Below are 17879 nucleotides of genomic sequence, written 5' to 3' on the forward strand. Positions count from 1 at the left end.
CGTGTCGATAAAGCAGCAATTTTTTATTATCAAACGACAAAAGACTTTTTGGTCTACGATGCTGCTGTGCGCACTCATTTTATTGGTCACGCTAAGCGGGACCTTAGACAAACTTAATGCACTTATTTATCTAGAGCTGAGTCAAAACCTTAATCGACAGAGCACACAAGTGGTCGTGATTGAATCCGACAACCTTGTAGCGGAGCAATCGGAGATAATCTCAAAGTTAAGGACACAACAAGCTAAGGCAATTGTCATATTCAGTCATGTTTCGGGCAGTCAGCAGCTTTCCTTTGATAACGTTTACTTTCCTTACGCAGATCCAAGGTATTGCTTACCCAAATTAGAGTCCTGGCTAGGCTATGAAATTGTCATCAAAGATACACCGCAAACGTGCAAAAATGTTTGGCAAAATATTTTTGACCCCACATATAGCGCACAGGGCCAATTGCTCGATTTTTCACTCGCCCCCCAAGCATTAACTAAATTTAGCGCCCAACGGTTGCTTTCCGATGATGTATTTTTAGCTCAACTGCAAGACAAAGTGGTATTAGTTTCGCAGCGCCAGTTGGCCTTTGCGTTGCCTGTACGCGCACCCAAAATAAACTCTTTTAAAGACCCTATCTACCTCCACGCATATATTGCAGACAACTTTGCCGAGCAAACTCTCGTCACCCTGATGCCCATTTCTTATGCCGCAGCATTACAACTATTTATTTTAACTATCTTAATCATCACCTATCAACGCTCAAGCTTTAATACTGGTTTACTTATTGCTTGTGCAGTCATCCTGCTCTCCGTGTTTTCGACTTACATCAGCGTGCGCTTTTTTGACTACTTTTTACCAACCGGACAGATTATTTTTACCAACCTTGTTACTTTGCTATGGATTTTCTTTTCTCGAAAATGGGTGGAAGAGATAGAGCTAAATGACATCATAGGTAACGTACAACAACGTATGATGGGTCGGTATTTACCACAAGCGTTTAGTGCACAAAGCAGTCCTTGGGATGCAATTATTACACTTGTAAACCAGCAACTTGCGCTCAATAGGTCTATTTTTCTCGCACGCACTGAAGGTGACCACCGGCTCCATGAAATTCGAGCTATTAATTGCAGTTTGTCTGATATCCACGAAATGCGAAGAGACTACGAGCGTCCACCTTACTCGGATGCAATCAAAGCATTTGGCGCACTGCATATCACACGACCTTTCTTCAATGATCTAAAAGAAGCCGAAGCCCAATATGTCGTTCCTTTGATGTATGCCGGCGATATTCGAGGGTTTTGGGCTATGACCGTTGAGCCCAACGAGTATTTTGATGAAGAGCGTTTCGTTCAAAATGTCAATCGATTTGCCAATCAAATCGGTGAGTTGTTGTTTCATTTTCGAATATTCGAAAATCAGCAAAAAGCCAACACCAGTGCTTTAACAAAAGTACTCACACTTGCATTACAGAAACCTTTGAGCCAACAAGTAAAATCCTCCATCGGTGATATGGAACAGAAGCTGTCAACGCTTGAACACGTGTTTAATCAAATCCACACTGCCGCGATCATGTTTAACCTATTTGGTCAGGTGGTACAAACCAATCAAAAAATCGAAGAGATCGCAAAACACAATGAGATGTCGTTGTTTGAAATGACCGCGTTGGACTTGTTGGAGCGTGTTACTCATTTAGACAGTGAAAAAGCCAAAGGAAAGTTGCGTTATATCACCTTACAGCAAGGCGAACTTTACATGCCTGCCCAGTTGGGTCAAGCCACTTTTATTTTGAGTATTCGCTCGTTGCGTGCATCTCGCTCCACCAGCAGTATCGGTGAGCCTTTTGAAGTCGGTGGCATACTGTTTGAATTTATTGATATTTCCTACTTGATTAAGCAATTAGAAGATCCAGCTCTTTTATTAAAACAGCTTGAAATGATGCAACCTGCTGCCCCAGAAGATAGCGAAATCAAGGTGCAGACTTAATGGAGTGGGTACTGCAACTCTTTCCCACAGGCAGTGGCCTAGGCCAGTCTGTTATCACCACCGTCTGGGTAGGTATTGCCGTTGTTTGTATGCTGAACCTACGGTTTGGATTTCCGCTCACAGGCTTGGTTGTACCTGGTTATTTAGTCCCCCTATTTATTGTCACGCCCGTATCCGCTGTCGTGATCATCATAGAGGCAATCGTCGTTTATGGGGTGATGCTATTTAGTGCAAAAACAATGATGGAGCGTTTCGGTTTTAGTGAAATGTTTGGCCGAGACCGATTTTTTGCCATCATTCTGATCAGTATTTTAGTCCGGGTTGTGATGGATACCCTGTTTTGGCCACTTGTAGCGATGTACCTAGCACAATGGGACATCACGTTTGATTACTCTAGCCAGCTATACAGCTTAGGGTTAGTGATCATCGCCCTAACCGCAAACGTTATGTGGAATGGCGGCTTTAAATACGGAATGCGTGTCACGCTCATCCAACTCTTTGTGACCTATCTGTTGGTTCGTTTTGTCTTGATGCCATTTACCAATTTCAGCATCGCTAATTTAGCAATCATGTATGAAGCAGTAGCGGCCTCAATAGTCGCCGCACCAAAAGCCTATATTATCTTAGTGATCACCGCCTTCATTGCTTCTCGTGCCAATATTAAATACGGCTGGGAATTTAATGGCATTATGCTACCTGCCCTTTTGGCTTTGCAATTGATGCAACCGAGCAAATTACTTACGTCATTTGCTGAAACCGCGGTGATCCTCGTACTGGGTGGTTCAATATTAACCTTCACACGGCTGCGCCATGCAAATTTTGAAGGCGCAAGATTACTGCTGTTCTTCTTCAATATCGGTTTTTTATACAAGATCGTTTTGAACTATGTGGTCGTCCATTATTACCCTACCTTGAAAGTCACAGATACATTCGCTTTCGGCTACATGTTATCTACCTTGTTGGCATTAAAAATTTACCAAAAAAATGCCTTAGGCTTAGTAATACGCGCGACTTTTCAGACATCTATCGTCGGTGGACTCATTGCCATTACCACCGGCTTTTTAATCATGTTTATTCCTGCAATCTTTGCCACGCAGCCTGCTCAAGTTGGTTCAAATGACAACACTGAGATTGCTCTAAGCCAACAGATCAGCGCGTATAAAAGTTATCTTTATACTCAACAAACTGAGCCTGTATCAATTAGCCAGTATCAGCAGGCGCAATCTATTCAACACTTCGTTAGTGCGATTCGCGTACTCAATAGAGACCGTAAAGATCCAGAAAATATTATCTTAGCAAGACGCTTATTAGCTCAGGCACAGTTTTCACTGTCTGAAGACGAACGATACTTATATATCAAGGATACAGATACGAGTACTGTAAGAGGCTTTTTCGCATTAACCAAACAGTCCGATAAATCTCATATAATCAGTGTCCCTTTTCCTTCCAGTGAACGTGTCGCAAGCGATGCAGCAGGACTCTTATTTGAACTACTTGGTAGCAATGCGCTCGTACTTGGTACACAGTTCACCCCGTCTATTGCGACACAGCAAGTGTCACAACAAAGTCCCTATTACAGTGCATTTTTCTCTGTCTTTGAAGAATTAGAGGTCTTGCAAATACGTTCAGTCAATCAATATACACGTGTTCATCTGCAATTAAGCCCGCACGGTGTGAATAGCCAATTCTGGATTTTTAATCAACTACCTACCTCCCTCTCTCAACGACAATTAACGAACTTAATGGGGTTTGAACGAGGTCAATTTGGTATGTTACACGCCAGTAGCCTTCCAACCCCCGATTTTGGCGGGAGAATGGTTGAGGCGTATATTGATGGTGCCAGTTATTCCAACTTACTTTCAGAAGTGGTGTTGAGCGCAAATAGTGGAAATGATGTCGCCGCCACATTTACCGACGCTAACCTTGAAGAAATCATCGATAGCTTTGCGCCCTACATCAGTGCAAAAGGCAGCAACCATTATCAAGAGCTCACCAATAATGAAGCGGCTCTATGGGAATTTGAAATTCTCGGTCCGCTCTACAAGCTGGTAGCTCAACAAACCGATCGAGCATTTGACCAAGATGAGCTTAACCGTTTGGCACGAATAAACCACATTGCCAATATGATGGGCTATCAATTGCAAATCATTGATAATGATCAGGCACAGTATATTGTATTGGCACCTCTAAATAACCAGCAAAGCCTACAGCAGGGACAAGGTCTATACGTCATAAACCTCCATCCAAGTGCGATGCTTAATATTCAAGTTCCGCGACCCTTATTTGAAAGTAACACGCTGAAATTCTCAGGTCGGCTTTTTGCAAGTACTGAGGCTAAAGCCCTGTTGATCGCAGGGGCACATCCATATGCAAATGAACAAGCCAATGTAATGGCTCCTGGCAATGTGAGAAGTCTATTTAACGTGATGCACCAAAGTACATTGCGATATTTCGCTGAACAACCCCTTCTGAGCCTTCAAGTACGAAGCCACAGTGCTCCTTCGTATATTAGACCCAGTGCCATCGCTTTTCAGTTTACTCACCCAGATACACAGCACACGAATACATTAAACGCGCTGCAAGAAACGTTAAATGACCTAGGTGTGAATACCCAAATTGTAGGTGGGCAAGTACAGACCCGAGGGCTAGAGATAGGCACTTCGCCACAATCTGGCTATCGATTATTTAGCCCGATCAGTGAACTGGCAACATTATGGCTTGCCTCTGATTTCAAACAGCATTTTGCAATTTCTGAGCAGGCCCTATTGCAACGGTTACTTGCGGTATCAGAGCGGCCTGAAGTCAAACATTTAAATACATTGGTATTAAGCCCAAATGATTGGTTATTAGATAACCCCCCCTCTGTACACACCATTTTGCAGCTTGCTGAACAGTACTCACAAGACCAACATTTACCTCTACTGTCAGAATTTTGTCAAAAGTATCCTGAATGTCGATTGCAAGCAGTGCGAATTGAGCAGTCTAAGCAATTGGCACTCACGATTAAGCTGCACGACAAATTGCTTGCCATTTATACGCCCACTAGTAACAAAGTATTAACGATAAAGGACTTCAATTACGCTACAGGGGGGCCAATGCATGTATTGGATTAAAAAATTACTCCATCTAGCAGCCACCACGATGCTACTGCTAGTGATCCTTTGGATCAGTTTTAAAGGGGCGTTATGGCTTGCCTCTGCAGAGCAATTAGAAGAACGCAGCGAAGAAGAGACCCGTTCAGTGGTACATTGGTTACCAAACGACAAATATATTGCTTTTAACTTTTCATCATCCAGAACCCGCTCAGTTAGATTGCTATCAAATGCCATCTTTGAAGGACAACAAGTATTTGATGAACCAGTTAATTATGCAATTGAGTACCAACTACTTGATACGCAAGGAACGCTGTTAGATAAGCACACTTACCACCATGCATCTAAGCTTGTACTTGCCGCACAAGAACAACAAGTAAAGCAAATCATCGAAGACAGGAAAGCCCTGTCAGTTGCCTCAGGGCAATCATTTTATATTGATGTTTCTCGCTACCCCACCGCGAGTCAAATTAAATTAAAGCTAATTCCTGAAGAGGACACGCTCAGAGGCGTTGTTGTTCGGCTCCATGCACAAACCCCCACTGATACCGATGACAGTCAACAAATTTGGCTAAAGTTGCCGCTAGATTGGCGAGAAAGAATGCTGAATTACCACACGCTTGGTGGGAATGCCCTCACCGCTTGGGAACTCACCAATGCCGTACGCTATGACTGGCAGAAGTTAGCACCTCAGGGGATCCCTAATATTGATTTTGTCAGTGACATATTATATGAAACCCTGCCCTATAACGTCATTACCTATGACTTCTCAGCGCAGCAATGGGATCTGGATAGTTTTTATAGCGCGCCAAATTTAACAGCAACGTTTAGAGTTAAAAGTACTGAACCACTGCATTTTTCAGCCAATGTACCACTGAGCACATTACGCCTTACATGGCATGACCTAAATCAGCAAAGTGCCCCCTCTGAACTTCAAGCAGTCAGTGTAGGTGACAATTTATATAAGATAGAGCAAGTCCGTCCAGGGTTATTGACTGTACAATCAAGCCTTCCGGCACTTACACAGTGGTTTCAATTAGAACAACCGATTGCGGCGTTGCATAGCTACTATTACGTTTTAACAACAGACACGCCTGCCATGTACACAGTGGCAGGCGGAAGTGACGTGGTTTTAGACCTAAGAGGCCTAGATACCGAAGATTCGTACGCGTTAGTCACTTTATACGATGCACAAAACCAGGCTTTTGCCCGCCATAAAATCAACTTAGAGTCTCGTATTTCGCAATTTGATCGGCTAATTACACCTGAGACACTGCGTCAGACTATCAATGAAAGTGAAAAGTACTATCTCAGGCTTCCTCAAAGTACAACTAAACTCAGTATCTCTAGCCAGAGCAGCATCGCGGTTAAGTTACAAAGTAGGCGCCGAGATTTCCACTACCAGAATGTCGTCTGTGAACAGCTATGTGACAACCCTTTAACTGACTTTGTGGAAATTGGCGCATGGTTCGCGCAAAAAGCCACCAACGAATTTACCTTTACTGAATTACAACAAATCCTTAAGGTACGTTTGTTTGAAGCGCCACCATTACCTGTCATTAAAGAAACAGACTACGCCTCAGAGTCTTTGTTTGAGCAACACCCCATTTCCAACACTGCACTTGTTTATAGCCCCGCTAACTATTTTGAGCCGCTCAGTGAACCGACTCCTGTGCACTTTCGACAGATTGATAATATCCATTCAATAAACCCGATTGAGCACTCTACACTTAAACCTCCTAGTGTCATCGCCTTAATGCAAGAGTTACCGCAATACATAGAGTTTAACGCATCAAATAATGTCATTGATGACAAAGTAATTGCTAGCGCAAAAATGGCAGACACCTTATTTATAAATCAAGGTAATAACCGCAACTTTATTAAAACAAGATTATACAAGGTAAGTCGTGGTGATGTGCTATCTATGAATTATCGAGACAAACATAAGCCTCTATCAATTGTGATTAAGCCTTTTGTTTACCCGGCTGCGAAAGGTGAGCAAATCCCGCTCATCATCAATACGCATCTGAAAGGGCAATATCAAGCTGGTATCACTAATGAATACACTGTTGCGGCAAAACGATATGCGTTGATGCCATCACAAAACCCTGCATTTATGTTACATCCACAATCAACTGACATTGTTAGCTATCCCTCCATTACAATAAAAATAGGGACAGATATGCAAACACTTGAAAAATTTGCCATCTCAGCTGAAGATGACATGTGGATAAGTATTTTAGAAGAACATAGCGCACAACCACTTACTCCATTATGGTGGCAAAATGAAAATACATAACATTATCTCGGCGCTCATTGGTATTGCGAGCTTTAGCAGCTTTGCACAGACACAATTACAATGGCAGCAGATCCGTAACTGGGTAGCAAAGCCTCAGGCCATTGCGCCTTGGGACTATCAACAACAAGGGACTGTACGAAGCCCTATACATACATTAATTGCCACCTCTGCTATACATGGAGGCGGCGCGCTAACGTACCGTGTGGCAGCCCCCACGTGCTTTGTCTCTGTTCCACATCAATTTCATGACAAATATACACTCAAGATCGGGCAGGCATTATTTGAGAGCTCATGTAGTATGATGGTATACAATACCCACCACAGGCACAGTCAAAGCCCTGATGATTTACCAATGGACTACTCTAAACGCAAGCAAGGGATACATGTGGCAGCTGTAAAGGCATTTCATTATACCCACCCCAATGCTTCGATTTTTCAGCTACATGGATTTAATCAAAAAAAGCGCAAATCACCTGAAGGGAAAAAAGCAGATTTTATTCTCAGCCAAGGCAGAAGTTATAATGCTAAGCTGGCGAAATTGCAGCGCTGTTTAATGGGTTTAAGCAGCAATACATTTATTTATCAGAAAGACATTTTCGAACTTGGCGGTACAAAAAATGTACTTCATAAAGTCGGGCTAGCCCCCCATCGGTTTATCCATATAGAAATCAGTAAACCGATGCGCAAAAGACTTATTTCTCAATCAACCAGTATGGAGCAATTTAATTTATGCCTCTCATACTCACGTTGATTGCGATATTCAGTTTATTCAGTGCAGGCAGCCTTGCACAAGACGCCAACTTGCAAGCCGATGTGCAATGGTATGACTTAGAGACGCTAGAACTTGAGCGCAGTGCAGCTGATATTAGTCTTACTCACCAACAAGCTAAATATTTATTTTTACCTGCCGGTCAATGGCTTTCAACATCCTATGACACCCTTGAGTCGCTGTCATTTTGGCAGGGGCAAACCGTCAATGCGTTAATGCAAGTTTCTAAGCAACAATGGCTATGCCAACAGAGTATGTGTCAGATCAGCGCTTCTACTCGCTCACGCATTTTCAAAGTCATCAACCACCAGCAAGATGGAAAGTTTGAAATTTGGAGAGGCTATCAGCATACCCATAGAGACCCGTTTCGCCGTGCCGTTGAACTCCCTATACCTGGCAAAACCGTCGCGATTGCACAAGAGCACACCACTCTCTATCCTTTGCACAGCCAGCAAAGTGTCAAGGTGTATTTCAAACAGGCTAAAAAATTAAAGCTTACCGTGCATCGTGATTTATATGATTTACAAAAAGGGGGCAAAGTTGTTGCGTTAGTGAATGATATACCGGTTAGCATAGTCAACGTGTCAGAAGCTCAAGCACAGGAATATACTCAACATAAACTTGGTGTTGAAAGCTTTGACTACTTAGCAGTCCCCGCAAATAGTTATTTAACCTTAACAAGCAGAAGTAAAACTTGGGTTAAATTAGAGCAAATACATCGAGCCATTTATGATCAAAATGCAGGGATTAAATATAAAGAAAAATTATTTAATCCATACTGGGTTAATAATTTAGACAGCGCCCTACATAAGGTTTACTTTGAAAACAACATCAACCAAATCACCCAATTTAAGCCTGAGAACGTCAGCGCACTTGAGTTAAGGCGTCATCAAGAGCTGATTGGCACAATATCAGCAGGGACATTTTTGACCCCACTTAGCAATGGGTCAAAACCACTGACAACACAGAAAAGACTGGTTTCGATTTACCAGAGTGCGCGCGCCGCAAAACAGCAATTACTCCAAAGCCAGACAAACAGTATGCTGCAGTATAACCGCCTAACCAAGTCACTCACTTTTGATTTGAGTCAAGAGCTACGGGTAACAAATAATGCGCGGTTATACATCAGAACTAATCGACCCGCTGAACTCGTGGTCGATATTAACGCTGTTCGCCATAAAATAGCGGTTACCCCAAGACACGGGTTTGCCCCCATAAGCTTGGATATTGCTATGGATACAGATCATATTCGTGTTTTTTCAGCCAGTGATGCAAAAATAGAAATCGCCCTACAAATTCGCACGTTATTGCCGTTACCCAATAACGAACTACTCTATGCACAACCTGGTAAGCTCGCACAGAAAAGCCCAACAATTTCAGCACTTTTATCGCGAATACAATCCGACAAGGTGAAAAGCTACATCAATAGCTTGTCCAACTTCAAACTAGAAACAGGCTCAAACACTTCTCCTTTGACGACACACAAAAAAAGTCATTGGATGTACCAACTTGGTGAGGTTGAATACCTCGCAAAACATGCGCCTACCAAAGCACTCCCTAAACTCAAGGCATTGTTGAGTAGCCCTTTTTCTGATGTGCAACTGCGCGCTTGGCAATTGCGTTTAGCCTTACTTACACAACTAGATCGAGACAATGCCGTATTGCGATACCTTGGTGCACTCCTACTGAGTCCAAACCCAGCATTAAGTCACTTTGCCGCAGAAGGTCTGCTAAGCCGTTATCAACAAACTAACCAAGTCTTCAATATTCAAGGTTTATGTGCACTTAAACAACAGCTCAAAGGGTGCGCTGAGCTACTGAGTAGTACTTTATTATCCCAAGGAAAATTGCTTGAAACACTGTGGCTTGATCATGATCAACAGCATACCTCAGATACTCTCTATAACCGCTTAGGCTACACGACCTATGGCGGGCAATTACCAGACATACAACCTAGATATGATATTGTCCATCGCGAACAAGCCCAATTAATCGCTGAAACCGCTGCTTATAAAGCTTACCAAATCGGTGAGCAGCCTATATCTATCACCGCCCATTCAAATATTAATATCCAAGTCAGTGCTCGTAGTTTGGGTATGCAGTCCGGTGAAAGTGGCCTTACTTGGTTACACCTTGACAAAGGCAGTCACCTTTATTTTATGCCAATTTATAGCGATATATTGTCGACCACATCAGTCGTGACACCAATTGAAGCGCCTTTATCTGTGGCGTCTAGCAGTGTGATCTCATTGCGCTCAGGAGAGACGCTGACATTGAGCAGTAAACAAACCACATTTGCACAGATTCAAATATTTGATGAGCGCCACTTTAACCCTTACTCTACACAGCAAATGAGTGAGTTTGCGCTTGGTACGCCATTTTTGGAGCTCTTACATACCACCAATTCACACAATACCGCGGCGTTCACAAAGTTACTCAATAATAGTTTGTATCGACTTGAAAACAACACGCTCGCTGAACATGAATTCACCGCGTTATTCTCCAAGCTTAATGGATTAGACGTGCCTGCATCACTGTCGAAACTGCACGACCGTGTACAAAGCTTTGGCCATTGGGTACCACTGCGAAAGTACTTGAATTACGCAGGTACTCAACTTATTGACCTCTCACCAATTGAGACACGTAGTATTGCAGAGCAAATCAGTCGACACACTGCCAAAAGGGACGATGTCAAAGGGATCACGATCCGTCCATACCATACGTTGTCTTTAGATTTAAATGAGCTAAAAACAATGCAAATCCGGCTGATATTTCACTTCTCTGATGCAGAACTGGTATCAAATGCAGCAACTTTGGTCGCCATTAACACAGGTAATGACGAGGTCGCTTGGCCTATCACGGATCAGCAGAGTCCTTTTGGTTTAACCCAGAATGAATTAGGTAACGGCATTGTGAAAGTCCGTTGGTTAAATCCCTACTTATCGCAAATTCTCCAAGTTGAAGTACAAGTGAAAAATGGCCGCACCTGGCAAAGCATGGAGCTGGACCAACGTCAACTATTCTATTACGCGACTCAATCACAACCAATTTTGGCACGACTAGATAAAGACGCCTTGGTTAAAATTGAACGCTTTAACGACAAGCTTCGCCAAGAAGAGATAGGGTTTTATCCAGCTGGTAACATCGAAATTCCAAGGGACTATGCACGCCTTGCTAGACTCTTTGCTTGGCGGCTCAATATGAATCGTCAAAAGCTGGCGGTTGCTCCCCCTGTAGCACCTCTACAATTGAACAGAGCAAAATTAAAGTTTGAGCGCCTTGCAAAGCACTTCAACGAACCGCTGATCAGCGCCAATGGTAATCGGACGCATATTGAAGGGTTTATGCGCTATGACAGAGACGGGATTTTTCAAACGAATGACCCCATTGATACAGCCCATAGACTTGATTTTGGGATCCGGCTGAGAAATCGATATCGACAACACTGGTATCGGCTAGAGGGGGCCTATAGAATCAATAATCTGCGTTATGAGTCTTTAGCGGTAAACGGCATATACAATTGGTTGGACCATGGTACGCCTTGGTATGGTGAAATCGGTGTCTATAACCGATGGCAAGAGGCTGAGCTTGCTCAAGAAAGCCACTTAACTAGTCATATCGACGCGACCATCGGACAAATTTGGCGCGATGACGTCTCTGTAAGACATCAATGGTGGTGGCAACCCTACTATTATTACACCAGCATAGAGAAGCAAGAATATTTAGATGATCCTTTCATCAGCCAAGATATGTATAACTTTTATCGTGCAAACCATATGCATGGCTGGCGAAGCGGTTATCGCATCCGTTATCAACCTTGGGTGGATAGCCAGTTTAGCGCCCAAATCAGTACGACTTCTAACGAGGATTGGACGAGCCTGGATACTGCAACTTTGAGTGGTAGCTGGCAGCAATACTATGAAGGGCATATTTTTACACTAGGACTCAGCAGTAGTTATGTATTTGCCGATCAAAATCGCCCAAATGCAACTTGGCAGTATTTAACGTCGATCAGCTGGCAAACCTTGTTTGATTTTAGCGAGCATACAGCAGGTTGGATCAGCTTAAACTGGACCCAAGATTGGTTTAGAAACAACCATAACGTGCGCTTCGAGGTCACTTTAGGTAACTTGCAAAATACCGGCTTTGCCCCATTTGCCCATGACGAAATTATTTTCGAATCTCTACAATTGACCCATTTCTTAGAGCAAGACATCAATGGCAGATAAAACATTAAAACGACAACTACAAGACCTATTGTTTGCCGACACAGAGCAATTTTGGCTCAACCTTTATCAGCATAAATATCAAAAACTCGTAGACGAATTAGCTAACTGGGAGTTAGTAAGGAATAAACCGGAGCAAGAGCAGGCTTCGTACTGGCAGTTGCTGCAAACTATCGCTTTTTTACGCCATAAAATCGAGAGCTACCACGGTAACTTGCAAGCCATTGATGCAGATTATAAAAGCTTTATAGAAAGATTGAATAAAGCAGAGTTGAAAGCAGAAAAAGAATTACATATTTTAAAATATGCAGAGCAGCTTGGCGCCTCACGGCTTGATTTGCAAAAAGACAAATTGGCATTCGCACGTTGGTTCGACGAAGGGGCTGTGATAGCTCGATACCAATCTAAAGTGTCCGAAATTGAGCAGGACTTAAAATTCTTAATTGCCAAATTAGGTGCGCTTACCAACCGTTACCTACGATCCAGTAAAGATGATTTGAATACCGCGTGGCAAAAACTCGACTTGCAGCCATTCTTTATTCATTTACTCGCTCACAGTAACAGCCTGCATATTCGTCACGGTATGATCCGCGCACTCGTCAATCAAGTCTCTTTGATCCATGAATTTAGTGCTGATCCTGAACTAGATGCTGAACTGGTCGCTCAGCTCATTGAACTACTCGAAGCTGACAATACCCCCTATCTTGCTATCATCGATATTTTAGAAATACTGATCCATCAAAGGCCGACATTTATTCGTAGCTTTATGTGGGCAAAAGTTGCTGAATCGGTCAATGATTTTGCTGATAAACCTAAAAATAATGACCAACTTTTTATTTTAGTCGCGATGCCCAAAGTACTTGTGCAGCAACGTACTTTAACTGATTCAGATGTTAAACTGCTTCAACAACTCAGTGCTCACCCATATCAACGGGTCAGGCAAGCAACAATTGAATGCATTCCTAATTATGAGGATAACTTTGCCCTTAAATTGTTGGAAAGCCGATTTCGTGATGAAACTGCAAACGCCATTCGCTTTACACTTGTTAAACAACTGACCGCGGCAAGGTTTAGCGAAAATGGATTTGCATTTAAACACTGGAAGCTTTGTTTGCAAAGTGAGGAAAGCTTCGAAATAAAGCGCATTACATTAGAACAAAGCGCAAGACTCATGCTCAATATGCAACTTGACACCGACAACCCAGACTCGGTATTTGAGCAATTTATTGACATTCTTAACCTCCAGCTTGAGCAAGAACCCAATATTGCGGTAAAACGTTTTATATCTCGAACACGAGAGCAACTAAATAGCTTCTATATACAAGAGCTTATCGTTAATATTGAAGACCAGATCGCACTCGGCAACACCATTACCGTACCGGGTAATGTGGATCATCAAGACTTGGGCAGAGCACTCAGCTATATTGCACAGTCAGAGCTAGGCTTTAATGGCTATCAGCACGATGGACAATGGCAGATCCACAATGGTACTTTGAAGGGCCGAAGGTTTTGGCGATTTTGGCATGAGTTTTTCACCCCCAGCACTGATAAACGCCAAAGTTATAGCCATACTAAAGCCAAAAAACCGTCCGCAGAGCTGCATGTGCCAAGTTGCTCAACAGCAGAGATCAGTGAAACCAATGTCCCTGGAGAAGCGCTGTTCAATTTAAAGGAGCAAAGTGCAAGGCCCTACTTACCACTGCCTGACTATTTACTGTCTATCTTGAGCCAAGACCACCTGCCTAAGCAGGCAAAAAGCTACACACCAGATGGTATTTTAATCATTACACGCCCACCAAAGCTCATTCAGCGTATTCGCGCATATTGGCATATTTCTTTAAAATTTGCGGCATTGGATAAGCTAAGAAAAGGCGGAGAACTCGAGCAACAAAATTATATTGATGCAATCAAAAAGCTTGGGTTTCAAATTGAATTTATCGGATATGGTTCGACGCTTAAAGCCCAATTCCCCGTGGAATCTGGTATTAAGCAGCTCTTTTCACGCGCGTCTATCACCACTGCACTCATTAATATAGGTCTTGGCTTTAAGGAATACCTGTACTCAATATACCAAAATAGTATCGGCCAATTAGTATTTTTTGTTTGTACATTTATGGCCTATTTTTGGTCTCGACATATTAAAATTAGTCAAGCTATACAGCGAAATCGTAAACATATTCCTATCTCAATTGGTGGCTGGGGAACACGCGGAAAGTCTGGTACAGAGCGCTTAAAGTCCGCCCTATTTAGCAGTATTGCATTAAAGGTCATCACCAAGACAACGGGATGTGAAGCCATGATGATCTACACCACCAGTAATGGCGATCAGCATGAACTACCGTTATTTCGACCTTTCGATAAAGCCAGTATTTGGGAACAAAGCGATGTATTGGCATTTGCCAAAGCGGTCAAAGCAGATGTATTTCTATGGGAGTGTATGGGGCTAACCCCTCGCTATGTAAGGATCTTGCGCCGCTGGATGAATGACAACTTCGCGACAATCACCAACGCCTACCCTGATCATGAAGATATATTAGGCCCAACGGGGTTAGACGTGGCCACTGAGATGTCTTCATTTATCGGCTCTAACACCCAAGTATTTACTGCCGAACAAAGTATGTACCCTGTACTCAATAAATCAGCAGAACAAAAAGACTCAACGCTCATTCAAGTTCACTGGGGTGAAGGTTTCCAAATTACGGACGATATTAGAGCGCTCTATCCCTATGAAGAACACCCCGATAATATCGCACTGGTGTGCAAAATGGCGCAATACATAGGGATTAACAAAGATTATGTTTTTAAAGAAACAGCCGAGCGCATTGTGCCTGACATAGGTGTTTTACAGCACTTTGAGCAGGCCCCCATCGGTGCTGTAACGCAATCTTTTGTCAACAGTATGTCTGCCAATGAGCGACTCGCTACAATAGAAAATTGGAGACGCCTAAACTTATTTGGTCAAAGCCAGCAACCTAAAGTGCAAACTATCGCCCTTATCAATAATCGTAATGACAGAATTGCACGCACCAAAGTTTTTGCTCAAATACTGATAGAGGATTTAACGTTCGATTATATTGTGGTGATTGGTACAAATGTTGACGGCTTCCTCGCATATTTTAAACAAGCTTTGCAAGCCCGTATAACGCGTATCATTGACAATAATGATCGAGAAGACCTTGCAAAATTACTCGAACAGTTTAAGTGCTTAGTCTCAGATCAAATGCTCTGCGATAAACTAAACGCACTGCTACCTGACACAGGTTTGAATTGTCAAACCCTACATAACACAGAACAGATGGCTGCTTTTTTTGAACAGCATGTCAGCTGTGGGCGACAACGTCGTTACTTAAATCACTTAGTTGAAAGCTGGCATATGGCCAATAAAATCATTTCGACAGAAGAACTAAAAACACACCAAAAAGAGATCTCCGAACACCTAAACTCACTACTTTCGACACGCACTCGACTGATTGAAAACCCGTACATCAGCGCTGATGAACTCACACAAAAGATCGCAAAACTCGGACTGGATGGACAACATCAACTCATTATTGGCATGCAAAATATAAAAGGTGCAGGACTTAACTATGTATATGCATGGCAAAAGTGGCACCATCTACATCAAACGTGTGATCACTTGCTGACCCCTCACATTAGTCAAGCGCAATTTAGACAAGGCCTACTTAAACTCGCCCAAACTTCTCGAATTGGTGTAATCGAACACGACTACTTCAATGACTTTCTTAGTAAGTTAAGCAAATTGCCCCACGCCCAAAATGAGTTTAGCCAAGCTGAAATAGCGCATTTAAAAGAACGCCTGCAAAGCAAAGATTCTAAATCAAATGAGGAGACTAAAGACGTAAAGCAGAACCGTATAACTCGGTTTGTACTACAAGTCGTCGAATCATTTTTGGATGCAGGCGCAGCTGTTAAGCGCAAAAAAACGGCACAACAGGTTTATAAAGACATTGCTTCACAGCGGATCACGCTTGAGAAGGCCATTGCAGTCTTGGCAGCATTAAATCGAAGCCAGAAACCGGGTTGGCTGGCCCTACAACAGAAACGAAAGAAGCGTTTCAATCAAAAAAACTAATACTTTTTAATTAAATTAATCTAAATTCAAATTAAAGGAATAATAAATTCCAGTCATTTTTTGTATTTTAATTGACCCGAACACTTAAAACTAGGAAAATAAGATTAGTCAAATACAATTTATTTTAACAATTTACTAACAAATGGATGTTGCGTAATCAAGTTGGGAGTATTATATGAAGTTATCCACGTCATCTGTATTATTAGTGACTGCATTGACAGCAAGCCAGAGTGTTCTGGCGGACAATAATTTAATTGCCAATGGTTCATTTGAACAATCAGGAAATATTTCAGGGACATGGAAACTCTTCGACAACCTTTCTGGCTGGGAGCGCACAGGCGCTCGTTTTGAAATTCAAACTGATAGATTAGGTTTAATCGCACCACAAGATGGCACTCAGTATCTCGAGTTAGACTCAACCAGTAATTACACTGCGTACCAAAACATTGCGACCGAAGCCGGTAAGCGTTATGTGGTCAGCTTTTATTACTCACCTCGAGTAAGAAACAACAACCAAACCAATCAAGCAACGGTTACTTGGGATGGACAAGTTATCGCCAATCTAAATGGCACTAACCGAGGCTGGCAACATGTTACCGTTACTGTGACAGCCAATAGCGCACAAAGCACACTTGCGTTTACAGGCAGTGGCACGTCAGATTCATACGGTGCCTTAGTAGATAATGTGTCTGTCACTGCGGATTGCGTGACCGGCTTGTTTGGTATCAACAATTATGGCAACGCCGGTGAAGGTTATATCTTTAACATCAATTTAGATACAATGACCTACAGTAAAGTTGCTGGCGTTTCTCATACGGCATCTAATATCGCGAGCAAAGACGGTGTGCTTTATTTCATGGAACAGAATGACAAGCAAACCAAAGCATCTACACTATGGTCACTTGATTTAGATGGCAATGTAGAGACGGCGGTTGCCAATGCAACTTCCTGGCCTATCTACCGTTCAGCCGTCAGCGACGATGGTATTCATCTGCGCGCTACAAGTAAGACTTACATGTATGACTATAACCTACAGACAGGTGAAAAAACAGTATTAGGGAAGCTGAAATATTCAGGCGATGACTTTAGCCACGGTGATATCGCATACTCAGCGGATAACAACACGTTATACGTACTAACAGGTAAAGCACTTTATACCTTAGATACAGCAGATATGAGCCTCACTAAAATTGGCGAACATGGCGTAAACTGGGCATCTGGTCTAGCGATTTCCGATACGGGCACTTTATATGTATCAGGCCGACAAAGCGGACAGAACGCAAAAATTTACTCGCTTAACCCAAATACCGCAGTGGCGACTGAAATGATGGAAGGACCAGCACATATCAACGATCTCACTTTTGTCGATAATTACTGTCGTTAATAATTATTAATTTGGAAAAACCAGCCCCTTGGCTGGTTTTTTTA

At 42.7% G+C, this 17879-nt stretch carries 7 protein-coding genes; all 7 read left to right on the plus strand.

Annotated elements, in window-relative coordinates:
* Position 1: 1 nt before the first annotated feature.
* The 7 genes from JF50_RS22370 (at position 2) to JF50_RS22400 (ending at position 17835) form a co-directional block, all read left to right on the plus strand.
* Positions 2–1972: a hypothetical protein gene (locus tag JF50_RS22370; RefSeq protein ID WP_039611549.1), complete on the plus strand. Its 1971-nt coding sequence runs from the start codon at positions 2–4 to the stop codon at positions 1970–1972.
* A complete protein-coding gene (locus JF50_RS22375; protein ID WP_039611550.1) occupies positions 1972–5085 on the plus strand; it encodes a poly-gamma-glutamate biosynthesis protein PgsC/CapC in 3114 nt (1037 codons plus the stop codon). The genes JF50_RS22370 and JF50_RS22375 overlap by 1 nt, the downstream gene beginning before the upstream one ends.
* Complete coding sequence (locus JF50_RS22380) at positions 5072–7363, plus strand: hypothetical protein (protein WP_039611551.1); 2292 nt, start codon at positions 5072–5074, stop codon at positions 7361–7363. The genes JF50_RS22375 and JF50_RS22380 overlap by 14 nt, the downstream gene beginning before the upstream one ends.
* Positions 7350–8114, plus strand: a complete 765-nt coding sequence (locus JF50_RS22385) for a hypothetical protein (protein WP_052262701.1) — start codon at positions 7350–7352, stop codon at positions 8112–8114. Before JF50_RS22380 ends, JF50_RS22385 begins: the two co-directional genes overlap by 14 nt.
* On the plus strand, positions 8093–12361 hold the full coding sequence (locus JF50_RS22390) for a hypothetical protein (RefSeq protein WP_039611552.1): 4269 nt from the start codon (positions 8093–8095) through the stop codon (positions 12359–12361). Before JF50_RS22385 ends, JF50_RS22390 begins: the two co-directional genes overlap by 22 nt.
* Entirely contained in the window at positions 12351–16451 is a 4101-nt protein-coding gene (locus tag JF50_RS22395) for a capsule biosynthesis protein CapB (protein WP_039611553.1), read from the plus strand. Before JF50_RS22390 ends, JF50_RS22395 begins: the two co-directional genes overlap by 11 nt.
* A 175-nt stretch (positions 16452–16626) precedes the next feature.
* A complete protein-coding gene (locus tag JF50_RS22400) occupies positions 16627–17835 on the plus strand; it encodes a DUF642 domain-containing protein (RefSeq protein ID WP_039611554.1) in 1209 nt (402 codons plus the stop codon).
* Positions 17836–17879 lie beyond the last annotated feature (44 nt).

It is taken from the genome of Pseudoalteromonas luteoviolacea, assembly GCF_000814765.1.
Lineage (GTDB): Bacteria > Pseudomonadota > Gammaproteobacteria > Enterobacterales > Alteromonadaceae > Pseudoalteromonas > Pseudoalteromonas luteoviolacea_H.

Bases quoted from the DNA above. Each gene is read 5' to 3' on its own strand.
- JF50_RS22385 (WP_052262701.1), top strand. From the start codon at position 7,350: ATGAAAATACATAACATTATCTCGGCGCTCATTGGTATTGCGAGCTTT.
- JF50_RS22375 (WP_039611550.1), top strand. From the start codon at position 1,972: ATGGAGTGGGTACTGCAACTCTTTCCCACAGGCAGTGGCCTAGGCCAG.
- JF50_RS22395 (WP_039611553.1), top strand. From the start codon at position 12,351: ATGGCAGATAAAACATTAAAACGACAACTACAAGACCTATTGTTTGCC.
- JF50_RS22380 (WP_039611551.1), top strand. From the start codon at position 5,072: ATGTATTGGATTAAAAAATTACTCCATCTAGCAGCCACCACGATGCTA.
- JF50_RS22400 (WP_039611554.1), top strand. From the start codon at position 16,627: ATGAAGTTATCCACGTCATCTGTATTATTAGTGACTGCATTGACAGCA.
- JF50_RS22390 (WP_039611552.1), top strand. From the start codon at position 8,093: ATGCCTCTCATACTCACGTTGATTGCGATATTCAGTTTATTCAGTGCA.